21 protein-coding genes are annotated in these 25,504 nt (G+C 42.6%); 6 read left to right on the top strand and 15 right to left on the bottom strand.

Annotated features, from left to right (window positions below; all coding sequences use genetic code 11):
* Window positions 1-168: 168 nt before the first annotated feature.
* The 5 genes from EO131_RS07625 to EO131_RS07605 form a co-directional block, all read right to left on the bottom strand.
* Window positions 169-1,104 (bottom strand): MBL fold metallo-hydrolase, encoded by a 936-nt coding sequence (locus tag EO131_RS07625; RefSeq protein ID WP_127020516.1) that lies wholly within the window; start codon window positions 1,102-1,104, stop codon window positions 169-171.
* Between the two features lie 48 nt (window positions 1,105-1,152).
* The gene (locus EO131_RS07620; RefSeq protein WP_127020514.1) at window positions 1,153-1,896 is read right to left on the bottom strand and encodes a DUF2268 domain-containing putative Zn-dependent protease; all 744 of its coding nucleotides are present in this window, start codon (window positions 1,894-1,896) and stop codon (window positions 1,153-1,155) included.
* A 484-nt stretch (window positions 1,897-2,380) separates the two neighbouring features.
* The gene (locus EO131_RS07615; RefSeq protein ID WP_127020512.1) at window positions 2,381-3,124 is read right to left on the bottom strand and encodes a DUF6090 family protein; all 744 of its coding nucleotides are present in this window, start codon (window positions 3,122-3,124) and stop codon (window positions 2,381-2,383) included.
* Window positions 3,125-3,510: 386 nt separating this feature from the next.
* The gene (locus EO131_RS07610) at window positions 3,511-4,110 is read right to left on the bottom strand and encodes an AbiU2 domain-containing protein (RefSeq protein WP_127020510.1); all 600 of its coding nucleotides are present in this window, start codon (window positions 4,108-4,110) and stop codon (window positions 3,511-3,513) included.
* 78 nt (window positions 4,111-4,188) lie between these two features.
* The gene (locus tag EO131_RS07605) at window positions 4,189-5,691 is read right to left on the bottom strand and encodes a hypothetical protein (protein ID WP_127020508.1); all 1,503 of its coding nucleotides are present in this window, start codon (window positions 5,689-5,691) and stop codon (window positions 4,189-4,191) included.
* Window positions 5,692-6,053: 362 nt separating this feature from the next.
* Between EO131_RS07605 and EO131_RS07600 the strand changes: the two genes are divergently transcribed.
* On the top strand, window positions 6,054-6,323 hold the full coding sequence (locus EO131_RS07600; protein WP_127020506.1) for a hypothetical protein: 270 nt from the start codon (window positions 6,054-6,056) through the stop codon (window positions 6,321-6,323).
* A 328-nt stretch (window positions 6,324-6,651) separates the two neighbouring features.
* On the opposite strand, the gene EO131_RS07595 is transcribed toward EO131_RS07600, so the two are convergent.
* Together EO131_RS07595 and EO131_RS07590 are read right to left on the bottom strand one after the other, a co-directional pair.
* Complete coding sequence (locus tag EO131_RS07595) at window positions 6,652-8,328, bottom strand: hypothetical protein (RefSeq protein WP_241243810.1); 1,677 nt, start codon at window positions 8,326-8,328, stop codon at window positions 6,652-6,654.
* 96 nt (window positions 8,329-8,424) lie between these two features.
* The gene (locus EO131_RS07590) at window positions 8,425-10,302 is read right to left on the bottom strand and encodes a tetratricopeptide repeat protein (RefSeq protein WP_127020504.1); all 1,878 of its coding nucleotides are present in this window, start codon (window positions 10,300-10,302) and stop codon (window positions 8,425-8,427) included.
* A gap of 311 nt (window positions 10,303-10,613) precedes the next feature.
* On the opposite strand from EO131_RS07590, the gene EO131_RS07585 reads away from it, so the two are divergent.
* Entirely contained in the window at window positions 10,614-12,194 is a 1,581-nt protein-coding gene (locus EO131_RS07585; protein ID WP_127020502.1) for a thiol-activated cytolysin family protein, read from the top strand.
* Window positions 12,195-12,289: 95 nt separating this feature from the next.
* On the opposite strand, the gene EO131_RS07580 is transcribed toward EO131_RS07585, so the two are convergent.
* The 3 genes from EO131_RS07580 to EO131_RS07570 all read right to left on the bottom strand — a co-directional run bounded on the left by EO131_RS07580 (window position 12,290) and on the right by EO131_RS07570 (window position 16,970).
* A complete protein-coding gene (locus EO131_RS07580) occupies window positions 12,290-13,042 on the bottom strand; it encodes a DUF6090 family protein (RefSeq protein WP_127020500.1) in 753 nt (250 codons plus the stop codon).
* Window positions 13,043-13,195: 153 nt separating this feature from the next.
* Window positions 13,196-14,650, bottom strand: a complete 1,455-nt coding sequence (locus EO131_RS07575; RefSeq protein ID WP_127020498.1) for a Gfo/Idh/MocA family protein — start codon at window positions 14,648-14,650, stop codon at window positions 13,196-13,198.
* Window positions 14,651-14,798: 148 nt separating this feature from the next.
* Entirely contained in the window at window positions 14,799-16,970 is a 2,172-nt protein-coding gene (locus EO131_RS07570) for an endonuclease MutS2 (protein WP_127020496.1), read from the bottom strand.
* A 239-nt stretch (window positions 16,971-17,209) separates the two neighbouring features.
* On the opposite strand from EO131_RS07570, the gene EO131_RS07565 reads away from it, so the two are divergent.
* A complete protein-coding gene (locus EO131_RS07565; protein WP_127020494.1) occupies window positions 17,210-17,875 on the top strand; it encodes a uracil-DNA glycosylase in 666 nt (221 codons plus the stop codon).
* A 1-nt stretch (window position 17,876) separates the two neighbouring features.
* Here EO131_RS07565 and EO131_RS07560 read toward each other — a convergent pair whose 3' ends face one another.
* The 5 genes from EO131_RS07560 to EO131_RS07540 all read right to left on the bottom strand — a co-directional run bounded on the left by EO131_RS07560 (window position 17,877) and on the right by EO131_RS07540 (window position 22,057).
* Window positions 17,877-18,725, bottom strand: a complete 849-nt coding sequence (locus tag EO131_RS07560) for a substrate-binding domain-containing protein (protein WP_127020492.1) — start codon at window positions 18,723-18,725, stop codon at window positions 17,877-17,879.
* A 72-nt stretch (window positions 18,726-18,797) separates the two neighbouring features.
* Complete coding sequence (locus EO131_RS07555; protein WP_127020490.1) at window positions 18,798-19,682, bottom strand: nucleoside phosphorylase; 885 nt, start codon at window positions 19,680-19,682, stop codon at window positions 18,798-18,800.
* Window positions 19,683-19,685: 3 nt separating this feature from the next.
* Window positions 19,686-20,618 carry a DUF1835 domain-containing protein gene (locus tag EO131_RS07550; protein WP_127020489.1) on the bottom strand — a complete coding sequence of 311 codons (933 nt, stop codon included), beginning with the start codon at window positions 20,616-20,618 and terminating at the stop codon, window positions 19,686-19,688.
* A 156-nt stretch (window positions 20,619-20,774) separates the two neighbouring features.
* Entirely contained in the window at window positions 20,775-21,104 is a 330-nt protein-coding gene (locus EO131_RS07545; protein WP_127020487.1) for a translation initiation factor, read from the bottom strand.
* A 2-nt stretch (window positions 21,105-21,106) separates the two neighbouring features.
* Window positions 21,107-22,057, bottom strand: coding sequence for an isopenicillin N synthase family dioxygenase (locus tag EO131_RS07540; protein WP_127020485.1), 951 nt, complete (start codon window positions 22,055-22,057; stop codon window positions 21,107-21,109).
* A 111-nt stretch (window positions 22,058-22,168) separates the two neighbouring features.
* Between EO131_RS07540 and EO131_RS07535 the strand changes: the two genes are divergently transcribed.
* The 3 genes from EO131_RS07535 (at window position 22,169) to EO131_RS07525 (ending at window position 25,417) form a co-directional block, all read left to right on the top strand.
* Complete coding sequence (locus EO131_RS07535) at window positions 22,169-24,145, top strand: alpha-ketoacid dehydrogenase subunit alpha/beta (protein ID WP_127020483.1); 1,977 nt, start codon at window positions 22,169-22,171, stop codon at window positions 24,143-24,145.
* A gap of 89 nt (window positions 24,146-24,234) precedes the next feature.
* Window positions 24,235-24,723 carry a lipocalin-like domain-containing protein gene (locus tag EO131_RS07530; RefSeq protein ID WP_127020481.1) on the top strand — a complete coding sequence of 163 codons (489 nt, stop codon included), beginning with the start codon at window positions 24,235-24,237 and terminating at the stop codon, window positions 24,721-24,723.
* Window position 24,724: 1 nt separating this feature from the next.
* Window positions 24,725-25,417: a YiaD family glycine zipper/OmpA-like lipoprotein gene (locus EO131_RS07525; RefSeq protein ID WP_127020479.1), complete on the top strand. Its 693-nt coding sequence runs from the start codon at window positions 24,725-24,727 to the stop codon at window positions 25,415-25,417.
* Window positions 25,418-25,504: the final 87 nt, after the last annotated feature.

Below are 25,504 nucleotides of genomic sequence, written 5' to 3'. Positions count from 1 at the left end.
CTTGGATTTTTATGATGGATAACCGCCTTGAACAAGAACGGTGATGTTGGTTGCGATGCTAAGTTAGAAAATCTAAACGCATGAAAATTTCAACATTATTATTTAAAGTATTGATTTAATGAAAATTGATTTAATAGCCTGTTATGCAGTACTTTGTTTGGAAATGAGTCATTGTTGCAAACGATACATCAGCTCCACATAGCGCTCAATTTCAGATTCGAAATTTTTATATAAGGGCTGGTATTTTGGACCTAGTTTGGCTTTGACTTGCATTAAGATTTCATTTGGCTCCAAACCTTTTTTATGATCCAAACCAACCTGCTTCCAAACATTTGCCAAAAATTCCGCATCACGAATGACTGATTTTCCGGTAGTGGCATTTCCATGTCCCGTTAAAACAATTTCGGGGCTTAGCTCCGCAAATTCATGAAGGGAATCAATTAAATTGGGAATATTGCCGTGATCGGTGATCATGGGCATCCAATCGGAACTCAATACATCTCCTCCAAAAATGATTTTCTGTTTGGGTAACCACATCAAGAGATCTCCTGGTGAATGTCCACTATCGCCAAATATGAATTCCACATCCACTCCGCCGAAATTACGTTTCTGCCCTTGTTTCAAAATGACATTGGGATACCCCAGTTGCGTGGATCCAATAGTGCCATTGGTCACCTTGGCATAAAATTTCACATCATCTTCGCCATACTTTTTCATGGTCGAAACTGTCTGTTCACTGGCAATTAGTTCAATTACGGTATCGGAAAAAGCAGCATTCCCCAACCAATGATCTGCATGGCTATGTGAATTGACCAACCATCGGACAGGCAAGTCGGTAACTGTTTTAATCGCTTTTTTGATGTTGTTGCCAATGGATTCCGATGATCCAGAATCAAAAAGCAGAACACCTGTTTTGGTAATCACAAAATGAACATTGGAATTCCAGCCCTTGTTTTCTGGGGTGGGCAATCCAATGGATGGGGAAACAATGCTATACACATTGTCAGTAATTTTGGTGACCACAAAATCGGGTTTAACATTCTTTGCCCAAGTGTTATGGTTCGTAAGTAGCAATACAAGGAGAATGAAAAATATTTTTTTCATTGATTTCTTAAACGTTTTCTATGTTGGATTTTTGTGTCTTGTTTAGGCTCAATACCCTGCCAGCATTAAAATGTTGCTTGGGGTTTCTTTACTAAGCTCAAGAATATCCTTTCCTGATTTATCCATTGCTTTTCGGATGAGGTAATTGCCGGTTCGATAACCGATGGACATGCGACCATCGGGATGTTCGAACATCCAATGTTGGTAATTGGCCGTTACGGGCAGATCCAAAATTTCCAGCATCCATTGATGGGCTATTTCCGGTTCCGGTGGACTATCGGCTTCCATGGTTTGGTTGGTATAGACTTCAGAAAAAACCACGGCCAGGCCTTCGTTGACTGCGGCAGTGGAAATTCCAGGACCGTACTTGTTGTCCTGTATGGCCCAACCTCGGGACAGATGGTGGAATTCATGAAAAATGGTATGCTTTAGTGCTGTTTGGACTGCTGCCTTGACACCGCCGGGATACTTTTCGGAGATTTGAATGGCCACAAAGGGTGGGGAGTTCGTATCGGTTCGTCCGGTAACGCCACCGACCACATCTAGGTTCCAATCCACAATTTCAACGGCAACTTCAATACTGTCCGGTAGGGTGGGCAACAAACCGCGAATTTCTTTTTCCGATGCCAAGATAGTTTCTTGGATCAGGGTTTTTTGCTCGGCCGTAAATGAGGTGGAATCTTCTTTAAAGGTTATGGCTGTACTGGTGGATTCAGCCGTTTCGGGAGATTTTTTGCAGTTGCTAATTACAACTACACTACATAAAACTAAGAGAATTTTAATTGACTTCATTATACATGTTTGTTTGCTTTGGAGACTCCCAAACACCAAAAATGTTACATCAAAAAGAAAATGGAGTGTAAACCAAGTGCCCCACAAGATACAATCTTGCGGTAGTGGGGGTGGGAGTGTGAGAAACCGGAGTGGGTACAGGAGATTTCTCAATCGTCGCCGTGCTCCTTATGTCGAAATGACAATGGACGGTGTAAATTAAGTTTTTTATAAGATACAATCTTGCGGTAGCGGGGAATTTAGTTAAGTGGTGAAGGGAACAACGAATTATGGTCATTGGTTGTAACACTCCCTAAATGGAAAAAAATCCTTGTCATTTCGAACCGACCGAAGGGAGTGTGAGAAATCTGAGTGGGTACAGGAGATTTCTCAATCGTCGCCGTGCTCCTCATGTCGAAATGACAATGGACGGTGTAAATTAAGTTTTTTATAAGATACAATCTTGCGGTAGCGGAGGTATTCTTCCAATGTTTCTAGCATATTCTTAGTTTTTTTCCAGTTCTGATACTATTTCTTTTACCTGGGATTTCATTACTTCTATAGCGTAACTGTAATTTCTAATGGCAATGGGTATATAACCACCCGAAACAACTAGAAAGTTATCGAATTGATCGTTGGTACGGATCAACTCGTGATTTATGATATATTCCACTTTTATACCATCTGTTGTATCGGGGATAATTTTTTTCTCAAATATGGCAGCGACCAAATCATTTTTTTCATACAGTTTTCTTCTAATAAATTCATTGACCCAAAACTCAACTGCTTTTAATTTTACCTCGTATAAATTTGTAATGCTGTTTCTAAGTTCGGAATTTGAAATTTTATCCAATCCTGTAGACTTGATGGACTCATACGGACTATAATTGATTACGAGCGCAATACCTCCTTGTCTTACATTATTAAAATGGTAGGCCAGTGAATCCTGAGGGTAAGTTGATCCATTTCGAACAGTTGTCAAAACAATAACGCTTTGTTTTAAATCTTCAAGAGCTTTAAGTCCGCCCTCGAGGTTGTAGATGTCATTATCCAGGGCCTCTTTAACTTCCCTCAGCATGGTTAGTTCATAATCTCTATTGATTCTGTCCTGATTATTGTTATTGATCTGCAATGCAATCAAAATCCCAATAACCACAAGGATTATTTCACCAATGGCATAGAGTAGGTACTTGCTGAACTTATTTTCGGAAAGCAATCGCTGACGGATGCTACGGAAGAATTTGATCATTAGAGGTTGGTTTCTCTAAAGATATGATTTTTAATGGATTGGATGCCGAAAGAATGTGAAACACCATTCTGGCTGTGACTTAGCCCTTTGGTTGTTTTTTTAAAAGTAGGGAATTTGGTTTAGGGAAGAGGGGAACAATAAATTATGGTCATCGGTTGTAACACTCCCTAAATGGAAAAAAATCGTTGTCATTTCGAACCGACCGAAGGGAGTGTGAGAAATCTAAATGGGTACAGGAGATTTCTCAATCATCGCCGTGCTCCTCATGTCGAAATGACAATGGACAGTGTAAACCAAGTGCCCCACAAGATACAATCTTGCGGTAGCGGGGGAGGAGGGGACGATGAATTATTGCTATTGTTGGCTGTTTTTGTTTTTAATTACTTTTAAAGTTCGTTAATTCTTCTTTGTTTTTCTTGGGCTAACGTTTTAATAATACTAGAAGGATTTAAGTCAATATCAGGACTTTCAACATTGGCAAACGAATTGAAAATAGAAAAGTAAATCTCTTGAATTACATTTTCTATTATATCTATTAATTTTTCCGTCTGTTCGAATGTGGGGGTATCAAGGTCACTTATTACTTCAGGTCCATCAGAATGAGCATAGACTTTGTTGCGAAGTTTGAGCACAATTTTTATTACATCATCGTTATCAGACAACATTTTTTTCCATTCATCTATTTTTGACTCCTTTATTTTTAAACTTCTATAATACCCGTCATTTTCAAGTTTTTTAATAAAATGAAAAATGTTGAATTTATCTAAACTTTGTTTCGAATTGAACAGCTTTGATAGTTCAATAACCGCTAATCGCCATAAGGAATGTCTAATGAATTGAAAATCTTGAGAATATCTAATGTAATCAGCTTCTGCAGGGGTTTCTGGTTTATGCAAATAAATTGAGTATTTTAATGGTCTTTTGGCATTAATTGCTATTTTCCAAATTTCCCAAATTTCTTTTTTTATTTCTGCTTTTTTTCCCATTTAGTAATTGCAGCTAACGGTCTGGCTATGCGCAGTGCCCCGCAGGGAGCTATTGCTTATAGCCATTGTTAGGCACAGTTATTTTTTTATTTCATTCAATTCTCTATTCAAGTCAGAGTAAAACTCATTCAATCCTATCATCCTTTTTTTAATGAATCGACTTAATCTGCCGAATTCATTATTTACAGCATTAAGTCTTTGAATTACGTTATCTAACTTGTTATTATCTAGCAATGAAAGTGTTACTGGTTTCATTATATCAATCTTATATAAATCCCAAAGTATTCTTTTCAAATCGTCAAAATGGTTTCGGATAAGATTGTCTGACTGTGTATCACCTAACAGTGAGAGAAAATCTACATTTCTAACTACATCATTAATATACATATTAGAAACATTTGAATTGTCTTTTGACAAGTAGCTGGTAAAAAGCATTCTCGAAAGTGCTGGAGAAGAAATTTCAATGGTACGTTCTTCAGACAAGGTCAATATTTCATTAACAGGAATTACATGACTCAGAATTAAATACTTTAGGTTTCGGTTTTCCTCTATTATGTAGGGATTACCATTTTCTATTGCAGAAATGGTGTATTGTTTTGCGGTGTCTGTAATTTCTCCAAAAAAGGAGTCTAGTTGGTTATGATATTTTTCTGGAATCATAGAGAGTGGAAGAACATATACTCCGTCCATTCTGTTAAACAATTTCTGAAATCCATATTTTTCTAGAGAATAAGCGATAGGAGCTTGAAGCCAACTACTTTCAACTTCACTGAGTTTTTCCTTGGCTTTTTCAAGCTTGCTATTTGCATTAGCTGCATTAGATTTTTTCCACTTTTTAACATCTGCTTTTGCAGCGTTAAGTCCTTCTATATATCTATTGTAAAAATTCCAACCTTCTGCGTATTTATGTACAAAAACTAGCTTTTCACTTGAAGCAAGATTGAAAACCGATTTCTCTGAAATTACTCCATTCGCTAGCACTTTGTCAATTGCCCTAGCAATTGTCGGTTTAGAATCTGATAGATCTTGATTCTTGGGTATAAGGTATCTGTCATTCCAATGCTTGTCTGTTATTTTTTTTACTTCAGTTACCTCCTTTAATAACTTATTTGATTTCTTCTTACGCCAATCAGGAATTGATAAATAATGAAGTATTGTGTTTTTAGTTCCAAACCTTCTTTTTACCCTATCTATGAACAACAGGTAATTAAAAGTATGACTGTACCCATGAATAAAAAAGAAGGATTTAGTTAGAAACCCATCTATATTATTTTCTCGGGGTAAGTGAAACTTCTTAAGTAGTTTTAGGTGTAGTTCGCCTTCAAGGAACACATATTTTCCACCACTCTGTTTTATGTCATTCTTAAGGTGTCTGCAATACATCTCCTCAGGCCCTTTAATAGAGTCGACTGCTCCGAAGTAGGTTAAATGGTTATTTAATTCCCTAAAGGCTTCTTTTGACAAAGCGTCAAATTGCCTCTCAGAAACTTTTGTATGGAACTTGAAACGTAACCCTGCAAGCAACTGAAATAGAAAAAGTAGCGGTTCAGCTATTGCCCATATGGAAGTTAGTGTTGCCATTTTTTAATTGTGCCCAACTTGTTTATATAAGTATAAAAAAATCCCTATACCCCAATAGGGCCTATACCGATGTATTTGATCATCGGATACTAATTTCACCGAAATTTCCCTCAAAAGCAATAGTGTAATCTCCCCAGTTGTAAGAAGTTATCAACGCATCCCTGTTTGCTGTATCTAGATAAAATGTATATTTGAGTCGTCAACACATTTTAATAATCTCGCAATGCGAAAATTTCAAAATCGGTTTAAACAGAAAAAACGGGGAAGGCATATGGGTGTAAGTCCCAAGACCTATCTGAGCATTGCTTGGAATGTGTTGACGGTGACCTTCCCTTTTTGTTTCATTAATAACCTACTTACTTATGTCAACACAAGATGGTCAAGAATGCTGCCCCCACGGCAGTAATGCGGATGCGCAAAGCGTTCCCAAAATCCCCCACATCCTCAGTCCGGCCCAGGTACAATTGTTGGACTATACCGATGCGCTGGATGGTCCCCATCTGGTAAAATCCCTAAAACTGCTGCACGATATTGCCGTGTACCACTCCACCGAACCTATTGATGAGGAAGAAAAGGATGCCCTCTACCTTATAAAAGGGCTGTGGGAGTGTATCGAACGGGTTATTGGGTAAAAGGTGAAGGGTTGATGGTTAATAGTTAATGGTTAATGGTTAATGGTTAATGGTTGATGGTTGATGGTTAATGGTTGATGGTTAATGGTTAATGGTTGATGGTTAATGGTTGATGGTTGATGGTTGAAGGTTGAAGGTTGTGGGGAGATGGAAAGTTGAAAATGGAGTCAGGAGCCAAGAAACAAGACTCAAATTAAAGCAGATTGGAATTCATTTCACGGATGGCTCCAATGGCTAATGATCAGTGCTAATTGTTCATTGGAAAATTGTAAAAGGTGAAGGGTGGGAGGGCCTTTGCGGCCCTCGTTCCCTTTGTTTTATGCTGTGTTTACTCAGTAATCGACTTTAAATGCTCCTTGGAGCCCGTCATTTGCCAATGCCCCAACGAAATAGGGATGTTGCCGATACTGTTCAGCGTATCAAAAAAGTCTTTCGGGGCAAAGGGTTCACCCTGTAGCTCTTTTTGTCGGGTATAATCGGCTAAGGCAGCTTCCAATAAATATTTACCGGTTATGTAACTGGAGCCGTACCCGGGTTGGCGCAAATACAGGTGTTGCTCAAATAGGAGCAGTTCCTTTTCGGTCTTCATCCATCCGCGTGGGGTGTATTCGCTGTGGATGCCCCCAGCTTCTTCCATGGTCATTTCGTTGGCGTGCGCATATAAGGAGCCCAAACCTCTGGCCGCACGCTGTGCGATCATAATGTAAACGATCTCTTTGGTCTGTGGGCTATCATCGTACAGACCGGCCTGCATAAACATTTCTTCCACAGCGGTGGCGGTACCTTCGTTTCTCGAATCGAAAATATTATAGAGCAACGGTCCTTTTCGTATTTCGCTCTTGTGCGGTTCATTGTCCATTCGTGCCAATTCGAACCAATGGTAAAAATGGGAGTATAAAGGTCTGGGGTCGTAATGTTCACCTATGGTGAAAAAATTACGTTGCTCCTTGGGTATAAATTCCCCCAAGTGCTCGCGTAGGGCAGTTTCAAAATAGGGTTTTACGGTGACGATGTCCTGTTGGTCCAGAAAATCAATCAAACTTTTAGCGGAGGCATCGGCCATTGTATCATAAGATTCTGGGGAATCTGCATCCACTAATTCGGGTAGATTTCTATTTCTATGCTCTTCCAATTTTAACGAGGCCCATGCACGGGCAAGTTCCCGTTTTAGGATCATTACTTCGTCTTCCCAAGTAAGGGGCACCAAGTGTACGTTTTGTAAATACCACGTATAGTTCTCCTTGCCAATTCCTGAGGGTCCTGTTTTGGATTCCGATTCGGTCTGCAACCAAGCAGCAAGGTCGTTGGTGGAGGCAATAGCCTCATCGATTACGGCAACGAGTTCGGCATCTTCTGTAACGGCTTCGTTCGCTTTTAACTCAGTGAGCACCACACGCTGGTTTTGGATGTCCCGAATACCTGCTATCCATAAATCCCGGGCATTTCCGGTCAAGTTTTTCTTGGCTTGGGTATAAAACGGCGCAATTACTTTTAAATTGGACATAAGTCTGAACCGTTCCTCTGTTGATAGGGGGAAGTTGTAGGTCCACAGTTCCGTTGTGCCATGGTTGGTGGGCCCCTCGTGGGCGGGCACATCGCTTTTTGCGGTCCAAACTACTTTGTAGAAAGCGGGATCGCGCACCCAAGGTTTTAAAATTCGATGGTTAAAATCGTAGCCGTTCATTTCGGCCCAAACGATCATCCAATCCACTTGGTTTTCCACGGACCAGTTGGTGGTGTCGATTGCTTTTAAGCTTGCCTGTAATTCTTTGAACCTTGGCCAACGTTTCTCGAAGGTTTCGGTGGTATAATCGGGAGCGCCATCCAACAGTGGAGGATTTTCGAACGCTCGCCACGCTTTGAACAAGGCGACCAAGTCCCTATAATCGTTGGAGGTGAAATTTTTTGTTTGGGTCTGATTTTCTTCTGGACCGTTTTTCTTTTCAGTTTGACAACCGATAAAGATCATGGTCAGAAATGCGAGGCTGATGGTGGTTATTTTCAAAAGTTGTTATTTAGTTGGTCTCTAAGTTCGCTTAAATAGGGTTCAAAAGCAACAGCTGAAGGGGTAGAGGATGAATTTGACATCTGAATGCTTCACTTACAAGGAACTGAGAAACGATGCCAAATCGGTCTCTTTATCCAAATCCAACTTCTTCTTTAAACGGTACTTGGATTTCAGGATGCTATCAGGCAACACATTCATGGTAGCCGCAATTTCTTTGGTGGTGAGGTTCATGCGCAAAAAGGCCGCCAACCGGATTTCCTTTTCGGAGATATCTGGATAGATCGTCTTGAGTTTTTGATCAAAATCGTTGTGTACTTCGGCAAAGTAGGTCTTGAACACTTCCCAGTCCTTGTCCGATGCCTTTTCTTTTTTTAGGAGCATCACTATACGCCTAAATTCCATTTTGAACTTTTCGGGTGAATTCTTCAGATTTTCCAGGTTTTCCTTCAATTCATCTAAAAAGGTGTTTTTTTGAACCAAGTGCAGGGTTTGGGTGGCGAGTTCCTTTTTCTTGTGGGCAATTTCCTGACGATAGATTTCTTCTTGTTTTTCCCGTGCAATCTTGTTTTTCTTTATCCGTTGCCGGAATCCGAAGACCATCAAACCTGACAAGGCTAGGGCAGAGGCCATACCTCCGGCGTACAAACCTTTGGTAAGTTGGTCCACTTTGGCCTGTGCGTTCAGGGTATTGATTTCTTCCTGTTGCAGGGCTATTTCGGCTTCCTTTTTTTCAGTCTGGAACATGATGCGTAGTTCTTCAATTTTTTTTAGTTTTTCAATATTGACCAGTGAATCGCTTAGTTGCATGTATTGCTTATGTAATTCAAGGGATTGGCCAAATTCGCCTAAATTTTCGTTAGCAACGCTCTCTAATCTTAAAGCATCCCTCAGAATAGATTTGTTTTCAGATGCTTTGGCATACACTTTAACTTCATTCAAAAGTTCAATGGCTTTTTTTGGATATTCAAGCATTAGATATGCTTCAGCCAATTTGTTTTGAGCTAGGGCAACCCTGTGGTTCGCATTAATTTCCTCACTTATATCTATGGCCATGTTCAAAAATTCAATTGCTCTTGATGGTTGTCCTATTTGTACATAATTGTCCCCGATATTGGTCAATGCAGCAGCTTCCAAGGCAGAAACTTTTGCCAATTTGGATTTTTCCAAACTTCTTTCAAAATAAGCCAAAGCTTCTTCTTCGTTTTTCAGCGACATGTGCATTACACCTATATCGTTAAGTGCCTGAGCTTGATAGTAGGTGTCATCATAATCTTCATAAATGGCCAATGCTTTTTTGTTGTAATCGATGGCCATCTCATTGTTGTTAAGGTTGTGTTCCAAAGTGGCCAAATGGTTGTAACAATCCGCAATTCGTATGGAATCTCCGAGCGCTTCAAAAAGCTTTAAACTTTTTAGTACGTTGGTCAAGGCAATGGAATAATAGCCTCTATTTTGATTGATTACACCTCTAAAATCGTAAGCTAGAGCAGTTCCCATTGTATCATTTTCCTTGATTGTGAATTCAAGATCCAAATTATTGATGCTATCCGCAACTGCTAAATTTCCTTGGCTGAACTCCAAAATAGCCAACCCCCTTCGTGCTTGTGAAATATGTATTTTATTGTTGATGATTTCTGCAATCTTTAAACTTGAGTTGTAGTAATGCCTTGCGGAATCTGCAACGTCCAAATTGTTGAATACAATTCCTAATTGATAATAGGCCAATGAAATTCCTGTTTTGTAATTCAATTGATTTGAAAGTGAGAGTTCCCTTTTTGCAAAATCCTTTGCTTTGTTGGGATCTCGATACATATAATAGTTAACAATGTTATTGGTTGTTTTTACCTTGAGGGTATCCAAAGGTTGTTTCTCGTAAACAGACATCAAGCTGTCGATGTCCAGTTTGTTTTGTGAAAAAACTAAAGGGCAATGAATCAAAAATAGCAAAAGGACTTTGACTGAATATTTCATAGGGGTTTAGTTGAGAGACAACAAGTTACTCAATAATTCTATGTACAAGTAGGCCTAACTCCATTGCCCTAAAGCTATTTGTCCATAAAAAATCCATGCTCCCCGACCTTTCCAAAATTTAAAAATACACTGTAACGTATTGATTTTATTGGGTTTAACCGATGAAAGGCATCGTTTCGGAAAATAGGCTGTCCATGGTGATTTTAGGGCTTGTCCAAGCATCTTGTCCATACTTTGTCCATGCCCAAAAATAGGTTTGATAGCATTCTGCAGCTACTTTCGGCCTCGTTGAACCTTAAAACCAGTTAGTTATGAAAACAAATCAATCAATTTTAAAAAGGATCTCGTTCTTGGGCTTAATTGTCTTGATGGTCTTGATCCACTCCTGTAGTAAGGATAGTGGAACCGACCCAGACCCTGATCCCATTAATGGTGGTGCCGACCCCAGCATCAATGAGATTGTTGCAAATCTGTCCTATAATCCGAATGAACTTTTGGGTGTGGTGGATACCGGAAGTTCCAATACGTTGCGCACCGAAGGAGAAACGGTTGCAGATCCACCCGTTAAGGAGAACAATGTTACCACAAATTGTTCCACAACGGCTTACAACTTAAAAACCAATTATGAGGATGTTGCCATTTTAAAACCCAATGCCGGAATTATATGGCCCGGTGCTTTGGTTAAAATTGATGCCAATCTAAGAAATGGACTTCCAACGCCAGTAGCGCCGAGCAGGGCACCGTTGTCATTGCGGGTCGACTTGCCCGGAATTGGCGAAAATGGAAATTTTACGGTGGAAAATCCTGATTTCAACTCTGTGGATGCCGGCATCGATGTTGCTCTTGAATGGTGGAATGCCAATGCCTATCAAGATGGATATGTCAACGAAGCCAGTTCCTTCTCGGATTCCAAAACCTCATACAGTTCCAAACAAGTAAGCATGGATCTTGGGGTAAATATCGAGTGGGCGTCCACAGACTTTAGTTCGCAGCTCAGTTATGAAAGCACTTCGGTGAAAAGAGTGGCGAACATGGTTTATAAACAAGTGTTTTATACCGTTTCCATGGAGACGCCTTCCAGTCCTTCCGCAGTATTCGGCTCCAATGTTTCAGCCTCCGAAGTTGAATCCATGTTCAGTTCAAGTGCACCTCCTGGCTATATTAAATCGGTAAGCTACGGACGTATCATTATGTTTAGGTTGGAAACCTCCTATGAAGCCACAGGAATCGAATTGGAAGCTGCTCTGGATTATGCAGCTGGAAAATCAAACAGTATTAGTGTTGAGTCCGAATTGACCAGCAGGGAAATTTTGGCAAGCTCAAACATTACTACCATAGTTATTGGAGGGAATGCCGAGGTGGCGGCCGAAGCAGTGACCGCGCGAAATTTTGGAGATCTTTCCCCTATTATCAAAGGTGAAAATGCAGTATACAGTAGGGATAATCCGGGTGCTCCCATTTCCTATACGGTTCGATTTTTGAAGGACAACACCATTGCCAAAATGGGTTATACCGAGGATTACCAGGCAGAAACCTGCACCAGTGAAGGACAGGTGCATAGAACAGTTGATTTTATAAATGATACCGGTCGCACCTTCAAATTTGCCATTTCCTATAAAAATCAGCTTCAGGGTTCCGGTGGGAGTGTAACCAAAAGCGATCTTGATAATAATCCCGGTTTATGGGTTACAAGCAATGTGAGTGGTTCCATCAAAACCATACAACCGCCCAATGGTGCTTATGAAATCACCATATGGGTTCAGGACGAAGATGGGGCAGATATATATCAATATGCCATAGGTAACAGTACCACCAGTGGAAATAGTTGCCACCGGGCAACCACAGGTTTGTTTGGGTGCTGTCTAAAAATTGAGAAGGTTACTTGTTTATAAGCCCCTATGATTTTTCAAAGCAGCCGGCCGCTCAAGTGGGGTTCAACCATTTGATGCCGGCTGTTTTATTAAGAATTTTAGCATTTGTTTACATGCTAATCTTTGTTTTCTAAATAAATATCAATCATACGTTTTGTTCTCCTAATCTGATTCAGTGTCAATCCTAGATCATAAAGGTTATCCTGTTTTATCTGTTCACTGTAATGCAACAGTCTTAAAAAGTCGGGATCCTCTTTAAGGGCTTCAAAGTTTTTAGGTGTGTAAAGTTTGACGGGAGAGGTACCAACATCGTTTCCGATGGTTTTAAGGTCATCAAAATAGTCAAGGTACCTAGGTATCACATACTCGAAGGTGGTTTTTTTGGCTGCAGCTTCTCGCTCTTTGATAAACGAATAATGAGTTTCGTATAGATTGGTGATGGATTCCCGAATCGTGTCTTTGGTAAGAATATGAAAACCTATATTGGAGAGGTTTTTATAGCCACTCCATTTTAGGGTGTAGGTGGCACTAAATGTGACCGCACCAAATTTACGTAATAAGCTATCTGGCAATGAACTCCTGTTACGAAGTACCTCTTCAATTAAGCGAACATTATCAATTGAAATTTTATTCAAATACACATCATTTTCCAAGGATAGAATGTCTTCGCCAAGGTTTTCAGAAATTTCTTGGAGCACTTGGATTTCCATACGGGCATCTTTTCGGTTTTCGTTCCAGTTATTGATTTGAAGCGCAATTAATATTCCAATGACGACCAAAACGATTTCGCCAACGGCATATTTGAGGTACTTTCCAGTCTTTCCCTCAGAAAGTAAATCTCGTCTGATTTTTCTAAAGAACTTCAGCATGATCGAGGTCGATTAGTGCAGGCAATCTTGATTGGTATGCCAACATTTTGGATTAATTTACAAAACAATCCATGAAGTGTTTGAAATATAAGTGTTTACACATGAAAAAGGACCGCATTAAGCGGCCCAATTTAACTTTTCTGGATTGATGGTTTACATTTCCCAGCCCTCCCGATAGGCCCGGGTTACAAACTGGTTGGCATCCTCGAAATTGGTTATCTGCATGTTTTTCCCATCCCAAAGGAGTTTTTTGCGACCGTAGAATTCCATATTACCTTCTTCATTGGCACGGCGCAGCATATAACTTCGGATGGCCAGGTTGCCCATCAATACGGTTTCCGTCATAGGACCGGCATAATCGAAGGAAGAGGTGAGTGCCAAGTGTTCCGCACTGCCAAAACCGGCCTTGCAAGCATCCACCCATTTGCGTTGGTGACCATATTCCGGTTCAGGCATTTCTTCCACTTCCGGACCGAACTCCGTGGTGCCATCATTCAAGTATAGTTTGGGAGTCAATGGGGAACTGTCGTTGATGTTCGTGGAAATGATGCCATTCTCCCCATGGATCAGCACTCCATTATAACTTCCCGGCCCACCAATATCGCTATCTGCTGGGATAATTTCAGGATGTGAAGGGCGAATACCACCATCACTCCAGGTCATGATCAATGGAGCTCCCGTTTTCTCAGTGGCTTCGTAGGTCAATGTAATAAAGGAGGAGGCAGGACAGCCTTCGGGATGGTAATCGGGTGTCCACATTTGGGAAAATACCGTCCCCACACTGCATTCTGCAGAAGTGGGATATCCCAAATTCAAGGTACGGTAGGGAATATCGACCAAATGGCAACCCACATCGCCCAAGGCACCTGTGCCGTAATCCCACCAACCACGCCAGTTAAATGGGTGTAAGTTGGGTGTATACGGACGCATGGGGGCAGGGCCCAACCAAAGGTCCCAATCCAAGTCTGCTGGTTTGCTGGCAGGGTCGGGCTCTGGCATGGCATAACCTTGTGGCCAAACAGGCCGATTGGTCCATACTTCCACTTTGGTTATTTTGCCCAATTTTCCGGAATCCACCCAATCCTGTACCATGCCCAACAATGGGTTGGAGGCCCCTTGATTGCCCATTTGGGTCACTACTTGTTTATCGCGTGCCATTTGGGTCAAAATACGGGCTTCGCGAATGTTGTGGGTAAGGGGTTTTTGTACGTAGACGTGTTTGCCGCGTTCCATGGCATAGGCCGCGGCAGGGCCATGTAGGTGGTCGGGCGTACTGATGGTAACCGCATCGATGCCCTTCATTTTATCGAGCATTCTTCGGTAATCGCTGAACAACTTGGCTTTCGGAAAGCGCTCTACGGATTGCTTGGCCGTACCTGAAAAATCAACATCGCAAAGGGCTACCACCCGTTCCCTTTCGTTAACGGAGGCATTGGCAATATCACTGGCGCCTTTGCCCCCCGCACCTATGGCAGCAATATGCAGACGATCACTGGGTGCGATAAATCCGGGACCTCCCAAAACGTGTCTGGGCACAATAAAAATGCTGGAGGCCAATGCGGTGTTCTTTACAAAGTTTCTTCTACTGGTGGAGGTTGCTTTTTTCATTATCAGGAGGGGTTGGCTGTTGTTTATTTACCAACAAGATAGAAAAAATACGATTGCAATAAACAGTGAAAATCTTTAAATGCTTCTATGCAAACAAGGCATTGGAAAAATTAGGTGTACCCCATTGAAAAGATTTTGCAAAGGGGAATTATTTCTTGGCTTCCACCAATTCCAATTGGTCCACGCTCACATTGGTGGTGAACATGCCATAATTGACCACGGCTTTACCTTTTTCCAGCGTGTCGATGCTGCCCACGGCCTTTCCGTCCATCATACGGACACGATCGCCCACTTTGAAAACAGGTCTAGGTTTGTTCTTTTCGGCTTGGATCTCTTTTTTCTTTTTGATCTTTTTCTCGACCCTTACCTTCTTGATCTGTTGCTCCAATTCCTGGGCCACCTGTTGTTGTTCCTGCTGTTTTTCCTTTGTCTTTTTGGCAGTGGTCTTTTTGCGCTTGCTGTTTTCGGTTTCCACAATGCGCAATAACTCCGAGATCAACGGTCGTTTTTTGTTATCGATAAAATAACGTTCGGCCACCGTGTTCACCTTATTGCCCAATTGGATCATGCGCTGGTTGTGGTCGTACATTTCTTGGTAGCTCTCGAGTTTGGATTTAATCTTACTGTTGAGCTGTTCCAATCGGTCCGCTTCTTCCCGGGCCTTGGTTTCTTCCTCTTGCAGACGGGTGCCCGTTTGCACCATCTTGCTCCGCTCTTTTTGCAATTTGGCGATGGTGGCATCAAAACGGACTTTGCCGCGCTCTATTTTCTTTTTCGCCTTGTTGATCAACGAATAGGGAATCCCGTTCTTTTGGGCCACTTCAAACGTAAAGGAACTCCCTGCTTCACCCAGTACCAATTGGAATGTGGGTTCCAACGTTGCCGAATTGAACAACATGTTGGCATTGGTGGCATGGGGCAACTCATCGGCCAATGCTTTCAAATTGGCATAATGGGTGGTAATCACACCATACGCTTCCCGTTCATAAAAAACTTCGAGGAAGGCTTCGGCCAAAGCGCCACCGAGTTCGGGGTCACTACCGGTACCAAATTCATCAATCAGGAATAAGGTCTTATCATTGCACCGCTTTAAGAATTGGTTCATGTTCTTTAAACGGTAACTATAGGTACTTAGATGATTTTCAATGGATTGATTGTCTCCAATATCGGTCAAAATCTTATCGAACAGGCAAACGGAACTGCGCTCGTGCACCGGAATCAATAGGCCACTCTGCAGCATTATCTGTAACAATCCAATGGTCTTTAAGGTGATACTTTTACCACCCGCATTGGGTCCGGATATCACGATGATACGATTCTCGGGATGCAGTTTGATGGTCTGTGGCCAAGTCTTCTCGTTTTTCCGTTTGTTGGACAAATAGAGGAGGGGATGGTAGGCATCCCGAAGGAACAATTCCCTTTTGGTATTGATTTCGGGCAACAAGGCATTCATATCCTTGGCATACTTGGCCTTGGCCGCTGTGATGTCTACATCCGTCAAATAGGATTGGTAGTCCCGAAGGAGTTCGACAAAAGGACGAATATGATTGGTGAGTTCCCGTAAGATTCGTTGGATTTCTTCTTTTTCCTCAAATTCGAGGTTGTTCAGTTCCCGGGCGTAGGTTAAGGTGGCCTCTGGTACAATATAAACGATGCTTCCTGTTTTGGAGGTGCCCATTACAGTGCCCTTTACCTTTTTGCGGTGCATTGCCTTCACGGCGAGCACCCTTCGGTTTTCCACGACCGATTCCCGAATTTCATCCAAAAAGTCCAATGATTGGTAGCGACCCAAGGCAGCTCCAAAACTTTGGTTGATTTTGCCACGAACCTCGTTGATCCGTGTGCGTATTTGTCGAAGGTCCACCGAGGCCGAATCCTTGATTTCGCCAAACTTATCGATTACGTCATCAATGGCTTCGGTGATGCTGGTGTTGGTTTCCAGGCTATCCGCTTTTGCATGCAATAAGGGATAGTAATCTTTGAATTTCTTTAAAAACTTTTGATGGATGACCACTGTTTTGCAGATACTGCCAATTTTACGGAAGCCTGCCACCTCCAGCGTGCTGTTTTCGATTTTGAGCAGTCCCAATTCGGGGTTGATTTGGTCAAAACCATGGTTGGGTATCCGATTGTCGTTGGTGAAGGAAGCCAAGTATTCCGAGGTTTGCCCCAAAACCACTTTTAATTCCTCCAGATTTTGAATAGGAGAGATGGTCAATGCGGATTCTTTACCCAATTCGGTATTGCAGCGGGCAGCAACTTGCTGCAGCACTGTAGGGAACTCTAGATCTTGTAATGTTTTGGGTTGAATCTTGTGCATCTTTGTTCAATAGCAGCGCAAAGATAGGATTTTGATGTGTTTTGTGTGAGGCACCTTCCCATAAAACCATGGGCAATTCGTAAATTTGAAATGGATTGGATGGCCCAAAATCAAAAGTCCCAAAAATGAGAAACGATAATACCCTGATTTATGTTATAGCCGGTATCATTTTACTTCACTTTGTTGCGGGCATTGCTTATCTGATCTACAAATTGACCAAAAAGAAATGAACCGATTGCATGGAGGTAAACATTGAGCCCAGTTGGAAACAGCATCTACACCAAGAATTTGAGCAACCCTATTTTAAATCACTGGCCCAGTTTGTAAGGCAGGAGTACCAAAACCATACCTGTTACCCAAAGGGTAAGGATATTTTCGCCGCTTTCGACCATTGCCCATTTCAGGAAACCAAGGTGGTCATTATTGGGCAAGACCCTTATCATGGTCCCGATCAGGCCAACGGATTGTGTTTTTCGGTAAAAGATGGCATTCCGCACCCCCCTTCGCTGGTCAATATTTTTAAGGAAATCAAGACCGATATGCAACGACCTTATCCTGAAAGTGGCAACTTGGAACGATGGGCCGATCAAGGGGTACTTTTGTTGAACGCTACGCTAACGGTACGCGCGCACCAAGCTGGTAGCCACCAAAACAAAGGGTGGGAGCAATTTACGGATGCGGTGATAAAAACCATTTCGGTCCAATTGGAAGGTGTTGTATTCTTGCTTTGGGGTGGTTTTGCCAAAAAGAAGGCCGCTTTGATCGATAAGACCAAACACCACATTCTCACCTCCGGGCATCCCTCCCCATTAAGTGCCAATCGGGGCTTATGGTTTGGCAATAATCATTTTAGCAAGACCAATGCCTTATTGGGACAAATGGGACGAACTGCGATAAATTGGTAAACTATGTCCAAAGAAAAGTTTCCGGAGGTTTTATGGCTTCAACCAAATCAAGATCAAACAAGCGTTGTTGTACCGCAATGAGGGTTTCTATTTGTAGTTGATCTTGTCCCCAGTCTGTATTGGACAGCCATTCTTGGATGTCCTCCAATTGTTGTTCGTATCGATTGGCCAACGTTCTGTCGATACTAGGAATTTGCTTGAATTCGGAAGTGTAGGTATTGATGACTTCCAAAATATGTGGTACTAATCCAGATTTTGTTTCTAGGAATTTGTTGGATGCCGCAATCACAAAACAGGGCCATGGGGTAGGGCAATCGCCCACACGTTTAAAGGTGCCATTGTCCACCAAAGGTTTGGTAGTGAAATGTTCCCACATAAAATAGGCATTGGAACCAGAAGTTAAACTTTCAACAGCCCCGTCCAAATTGTTGATGATTTCAAATTGTAGGCTACCGGTATCCCAGCCTTGGTTTTGTGCATTTATGTAGGCCATAAGGTGGCTTCCACTGCCCATTCGGCTGATGGCTACTTTGTCCTCTTTCAGATCCTCAATTGAATTCCGCGTACTGTTTGCAGCTATATGAATGCCCCAAAGAAGGGGGGAAGCAACAAAAACTTGAACAATTTTACTGGGGTTTCCTTGGGAAATGCTTTTTACGATGCCCTCGGTTAGGATGATGGCCAAATCCGTTTCACCATCTTGAAGCATTTGTGCCATCTTTCCGGTCCCTTCAGGAACATCGGTCCAATCCAATCGAATACCACGATCTTCAAAGGCACCATCCTCGATGGCCAAGTGCCAAGGGAGGTTAAAATGTTCGGGTACACCTACAATTTTGACGGTCTTCATCACTAACGTTTATTTAATGGGTCAAAATAAGCTTTCCACTCGGTATAATTGTTAAAGGTCAATTCAGAAAAATTATACCAATTGCATTTCGTGAATTTTTTCCAAAGTATATTGAATCAATGAGTCTATGGACTGATGCCCTGTTTTGGAAAACTCGAGGGTAGCCCGATTCGCCAAGATCACATTCAGTGAAATGGCACGATGTCCAAGCATTTTGGATAAGCCGTACATAGCGGCCGTCTCCATTTCGAGGTTGGTGATGCGTTGATTTTGGAACCGGAATGCAGCAAGTTTCTCATTGAAATCGGTTATTTGGGTTTGGAGGCGAAGCGACCTTCCTTGAGGTCCATAAAAACCTGAATTTGTTCCGGTTGCACCATATCGTATACGATTTGAGCTAAAAATCTCTACCAAATCGCTATCGGCTTCCACTGCATAAGGATGTATGTTGTATTGGCCCCAGCCCAAATAAGTCTGCAACTGTTCCTCGAGTTCCAAATTTCTGACTTGTCCAGACGCATAAAAGTGCATAAGGCCATCAAAGCCAATGCCATGGGTGCTCATTAAAAAGGAATCGATGGGTATATCGGGTTGGATGCTTCCCGATGTACCAACCCGTATAAAATTGAGTCGTTTCTTCTCAGCTTTTATCTGGCGTGTCCGGAAATCAATGTTGGCCAAGGCATCCAATTCATTAAAAGTGATGTCGATATTGTCGGTTCCAATCCCTGTGGAAATGACCGTAATCCGATTTCCTTTGTAATACCCGGTGTGGGTCACAAATTCACGTTTACTTTTCTTGATTTCGATGCTATCGAAATACTTGGAGACCTCGGTTACCCGATTTTGATCGCCAACCGTGATAATGGTAGTGGCAATATCCTCTGGCAACAGATTGAGATGATAGATGCTCCCATCCGGGTTAAGAATGAGCTCCGAACTGCCTAAAGTGGGCATGGATTACAGTTTAAGGATACGGTCGGTTTCCGTATTGTACAAGAAGTTGTACTTTAAAGAACCACCCAAATACATTTGATTGTCACGAATTTGCGAATAATAATTTGTTTCGCTATGCAACACTTCCATACCCTTTTTGGACAATTTTACCGGGTTGAAGGAGTTGAACAAGGGTTTTAGGGTGGTGACAATCCTTTCGTATTGCGTGTCACCAAATCCATAGAAACCTTGGTTAGTGACCAATTCGCCCATCAGTGCTGCTTTGGACTTGGGTTTTTTCTCCACTGCAATTTCCAGAACATGGTTTTCCAGTTCGTTCAAACCGTTTTTAATGGTCGGGAATCGTTTGAGATGGGTTTTAAGGGCGTCTGAAAGGTATTCAAATTGAAAATCGTTGTTCGCTATCTGGTTTTCGAGGCGAATGGGATTGTCGCTACAATAGAGCTGCCAAATATAGTCGGCGTATTCAATATCATCTTGGGAAAGTACGGTCCTTTTTTGGTAGAGCTCCATCAACTTTTCGTTGGAAAGCTCGTTGAGTCCGTATAATTTATCACTTTCATCTTCATTTCCGCTGCAGACCAAAGAAATTTCGGCATGTCGCCTATGGGTTTTGAGCCAGCTTAAAACAGCCAACATATTGATCTGGCAAAACAAATCGTATTCGAACCATAAAACAATCTGATCTTGTTGTTTATGGTTGCACAGCGAACGATACTCCTTTAGGGTTTTTTCAACAAACCAGGACTTGGTGATCTTGTAGTTCTTGTTCAGAAATTCAAAACGTGTCTTCCAAAAGGATTCACTACCTACGGTGCAGAGGGTTTTGCCTTCGCAAAGCATCTCCCTCCAGGTAATAATATCTCCTTTTAGCTGTAAAGATTCAAGTCTAGACGTGAAACTGTCCCCGTTGGTAATGTGCAACAGTGATTTCATTTTCAGCTTTGTTTTCGTTGGTTAGGAACAATAAATGTAAGATTTATACCAAGAACTTAAAAATTTTTTCACAAAACATTGATTGTCAACCACTCAGTTTTAACAATGGTTAAATTCCGCTTAATGAAGCAAAACACCATACGCAATCAGTGGAAATCAACCGCCCACACGCTTTACGGTAAATCCATTGTCTTTTAAAAAGGCCATGATCTTGTCTCGGAAATCCCCTTGAATGATGATGGTTTCGTTTTTAACACTGCCACCGACCCCTAAAAAGGTCTTTAGGTCCTTGGCCAATTTTTTCAAGTCACTGTCGGCACCATTGTACCCTTCCAAGATGGTTATGGGCTTGCCTTTCCTTTTTTCGTATTTGCAGATGATGGGGTCGTCCTGTAGCCAATACGAGGGTTTGGCGTCGATTTCGTCGGTCGATTCCTCCGGTTCGTGGTCAGGAAAAAGATTTTTAAGTTGATCCTGTAAATCCATGGTTATTTTTTAACCAATCCAAGTTCGATTAAACGCTCGTGGAGATATTCGCCTGCCGTAATGTCCTCAAATCCTTTGGGGTGATCGGCGTCGATGCAATTTTCCAAACAGTTCAAAGGCATATCGCTTATGGGGTGCATAAAAAACGGAATGGAATAACGTGAGGTACCCCAAAGCTCCCTTGGTGGATTTACCACTTGGTGAATGGTCGATTTCAATTTGTTGTTGGAAAGGCGTGAGAGCATATCCCCAACATTGATCATCAACTGGTCAGGTCGTGCTATGGCATCTACCCATTCGCCTTCGTGGTTCTTGACCTGTAACCCTTTTCCATGGGCGCCCATCAAAAGAGTAATCAAATTGATATCGCCATGGGCCGCTGCCCGAACCGCATTTTTAGGCTCTTCTGTGATCGGAGGGTAGTGGATGGGGCGCAGAATGGAATTTCCGTTCTTGATGTAATCGTCAAAATAGGTTTCTTCCAAACCAAGGTGCAAGGCAAGGGCGCGCAACACATATTGGGCTGTTTTTTCGAGCATCTTATAGGTCTCTTTGCCCACCTCATTGAATTTCGGAAGCTCTTCCACGGTAACATTGGCAGGATATTCCGCTTCAAGCTTGGGGTTGTTCTCCACGTATTGCCCAAAATGCCAAAACTCCTTCAGGTCACCTTCTTTTTTCCCTTTGGCATGTTCCTTTCCAAAGGAAGTATACCCCCGTTGGCCACCAATACCTTCAATTTCATATTTTTCCTTTACCTCTTGGGGCAATTGGAAGAATTTTTTGATTTCTTCATATAGGCTGTCCACCAATTTATCAGATAGAAAATGACCGCTCAGGGCCACGAAGCCGATATCCTCAAATGCGGAACCGATTTCCTTAACAAACTTTTCTTTTCTGGCTGGATCCCCCGAAACAAAGTCCTCGAGGTTTACACTGGGTATGGCACTCATATCATCAAATTTGTAATCCTGTCAAAAGTAAGGAATATTGCCGAAGGTTTTAATGAATTTGACCGTAATGGATGGCTTTTTTACTACTTTTAACCGGTAGAATTTTACCATATGATGTATCATATTGGCGACCTGGACAACGAAAGGTTGCTCGATTTGTATACTGGGATGCTAAAGCCCAGAATGATAGAGGAAAAAATGTTGATCCTCTTGCGACAGGGAAAAGTTTCCAAGTGGTTCAGTGGCATTGGTCAAGAGGCCATTTCAGTCGGTGTCACCACGGCCCTAAAGGAATCGGAATACATATTGCCCATGCACCGAAACCTTGGTGTTTTTACGTCGCGCAACATTCCCTTGAATCGATTATTTGCCCAATGGCAGGGCAAGCAAAGTGGTTTTACCCAAGGCAGGGACCGAAGTTTTCACTTTGGCACCCAAGAGTATAAAATTGTGGGGATGATTTCCCATTTGGGTCCACAATTGGGAGTGGCCGATGGTATTGCCCTGGCGGATATGCTTCGTAGAAAAAAGCGGGTCACGGCAGTTTTTACGGGGGAGGGCGCTACAAGTGAGGGTGATTTTCACGAGGCGTTGAATGTGGCTTCGGTTTGGAACCTTCCGGTGCTCTTTTGTATCGAAAACAACGGGTATGGATTGTCCACACCGACAAATGAACAGTACAATTGTGAGGATCTTGCCGATCGGGCCAAAGGCTATGGTATCGAATCCCGAATCATTGATGGGAACAATATCCTGGAGGTCTTTTGTAAAGTGGACGAACTTTGTAAAGCTATTCGAAGACGGCCCAGGCCCATTTTGGTGGAGTTCAAGACTTTTCGGATGAGGGGCCATGAAGAGGCCAGTGGCACCAAATACGTGCCGGAAAAATTGATGAAGGAATGGGCGAAGAAAGACCCCATTGCGAACTACGAAAACTTTTTGTTGGAAAAAGGCATCTTGACCGAGGCGAAAATAGAAGAATTGAAGGCTGCCATTTCGGAGGAAATAAACCAAAATCTGGATTTGGCCTTTGAGGAGTCCCCTGTTTCTTTTGATGAAAGTAAAGAATTAAGTGATGTTTATCAGAAGTTTGATTATCAAGATATAAATCCAAATTCAGAGTCAAAGAATATCCGTTTTGTGGATGCCATTTCGGAAGGATTGGAACAATCCATGTACCGCCACAACGAACTGATCATCATGGGGCAGGACATAGCCGATTATGGTGGGGTGTTCAAAATTACCGAAGGCTTTGTTGCTAAGTTTGGCAGGAGCAGGGTGCGCAATACCCCGATATGTGAATCGGCCATTGTTTCCGCAGCCATGGGATTGTCCATCAACGGGATGAAGGTGGTGGTGGAAATGCAGTTTGCCGATTTTGTGAGTTCGGGCTTTAACCCTATTGTCAATTACTTGGCCAAGGTGCATTACCGTTGGAATGAAAAAGCGGATGTTGTGGTTCGTATGCCCTGTGGTGGTGGAGTGGGGGCCGGTCCTTTCCATTCGCAGACCAACGAGGCGTGGTTCACCAAAACACCTGGACTAAAAGTGGTGTACCCATCGTCACCGTATGATGCCAAAGGATTGTTGAACACGGCCATCAATGACCCCAACCCTGTCTTGTTTTTTGAACATAAAGGACTGTACCGAAGTGTGTATGGCGATGTGCCCACCGAATACTACACCTTGCCTTTTGGTAAGGCCAACCTGATGCGGAAGGGGAATCACATAACAGTGGTCACCTATGGGGCCGGGGTACATTGGGCCATGGAAATTTTGGATAAACATCCGGAAATTGAAGTCGATCTTATTGATTTGCGCACGTTGCAGCCTTTGGATACGGAGTCTATATATGAATCGGTCAAAAAAACAGGAAAACTCTTGGTTTTGCAGGAAGACACCTTGTTTGGTGGTATAGCCAGCGATATTTCGGCCATGGTCACCGAGCATTGTTTTGAATATTTGGATGCCCCGATCAAAAGGGTGGGAAGTTTGGAGACACCCGTGCCTTTTGCCAAAGCCTTGGAGGAGAACTATCTGCCCAAAAAGCGTTTTGAAACGGTTTTATTGGAATTGCATGCCTATTGAAAACGAGTTAGTTAGGTATTATTTAAAGTAAAAAACAACTAAAGCAGCCCCTATTTTCGTATATTTTATTGAACATTAACTTAAATCTTATGGTAAAGAAATCATTCTTTTTATTTGTCGTGGTGGGTATTTTGATCTCATCATGTTCGGTGTCCAAAAGTGCAAGGGACCAAAGAAACCTACTCAGTGGCACCTGGAATCTGGACAACGTGTACTACGAAAACAACACCGGTAACTTTAAATCGGTCATTTTTAACGATGCAGAGGATATCTGCTTCGAAGACAGCCAATGGTTCTTCCGCGACAACAACAGTACAGGACGCTACACCATCAAACAAAGTTCTTTGTGTCAAGGTGGTGATCGATTCTTTCGTTGGTCCGTGGTGGAGCCCCAGCAAAACTACAGCAGCCAATTGCAGTTCAAGTTTATCGATGAAAACCGTAAGGACGTTTCCGGAGGTTTCGGCTATCGTTTGAACATTGTGAGCCTAACGGCCCAAGCCATGACCTTAAAATCCAACGTTACGGTTGATGGACAACCCGTGACCCTAGTTTACCAATTCTCAAAAAGCCTATAACATGAAAAAAATACTATTGAAAGGAACCACAGCCTTTTTGGCCTTGACGCTAATATTGAGTTGTGATGCCGTAAAGAATGCCAACAACACACAAAAAGGAGCCGTAATCGGCGCAGGAAGTGGCGCTGTGATCGGTGGAGTGATCGGAAACAACGTAGGTAAGGGCAATACGGCCCTGGGCGCCATTATTGGTGCCGTGGTCGGGGGTGCCGCCGGTGGTTACATCGGTAACCGAATGGATCGCCAGGCCGAACGAATCGAGGAAGAGATTCCAGGGGCCGAAGTTCAGCGTGTGGGTGAAGGGATCAATGTGACCTTCAGTGGAGAGAACGGTGTCTATTTTGAGACCAACAAATCCGACATTAAAGGGGCTTCTGCCAATACGTTGGACAAGTTGGCCGGAATCTTTAAGGAATACCCTAAAACCAATATTTTGGTGGAAGGCCATACCGATAGCGATGGTGCTGCCGAATACAATATGGGATTGTCCCAGCGTAGGGCACAGGCCGTGACCAATTATTTGGTGAGCAAGGGCATCTCCAGCGGTAGGTTCACTACCAAATGGTATGGTGAAGAGCAGCCAAAGGCCAGCAACGAAACCGCAGAGGGCAAAGCCCAGAACAGAAGGGTGGAGTTGGCCATTGTTGCCAGTGAAGAATTGAAACAAGAAGCCTACGAGAAGACCGATAACTAGTAGGTACCTACTATTTTTGATACCAAGCCCGATGCGTTTCGCATCGGGCTTTTTATTGCTGCAGCATCATTAAACCATTAAATGAAA

It is taken from the genome of Flagellimonas beolgyonensis (genome assembly GCF_003992615.1).
In the GTDB taxonomy this organism is placed as follows: Bacteria; Bacteroidota; Bacteroidia; order Flavobacteriales; family Flavobacteriaceae; genus Flagellimonas; species Flagellimonas beolgyonensis.
Note: the sequence above shows the minus strand (reverse complement) of the source record. Positions and strands in the feature narration are given on the sequence as shown.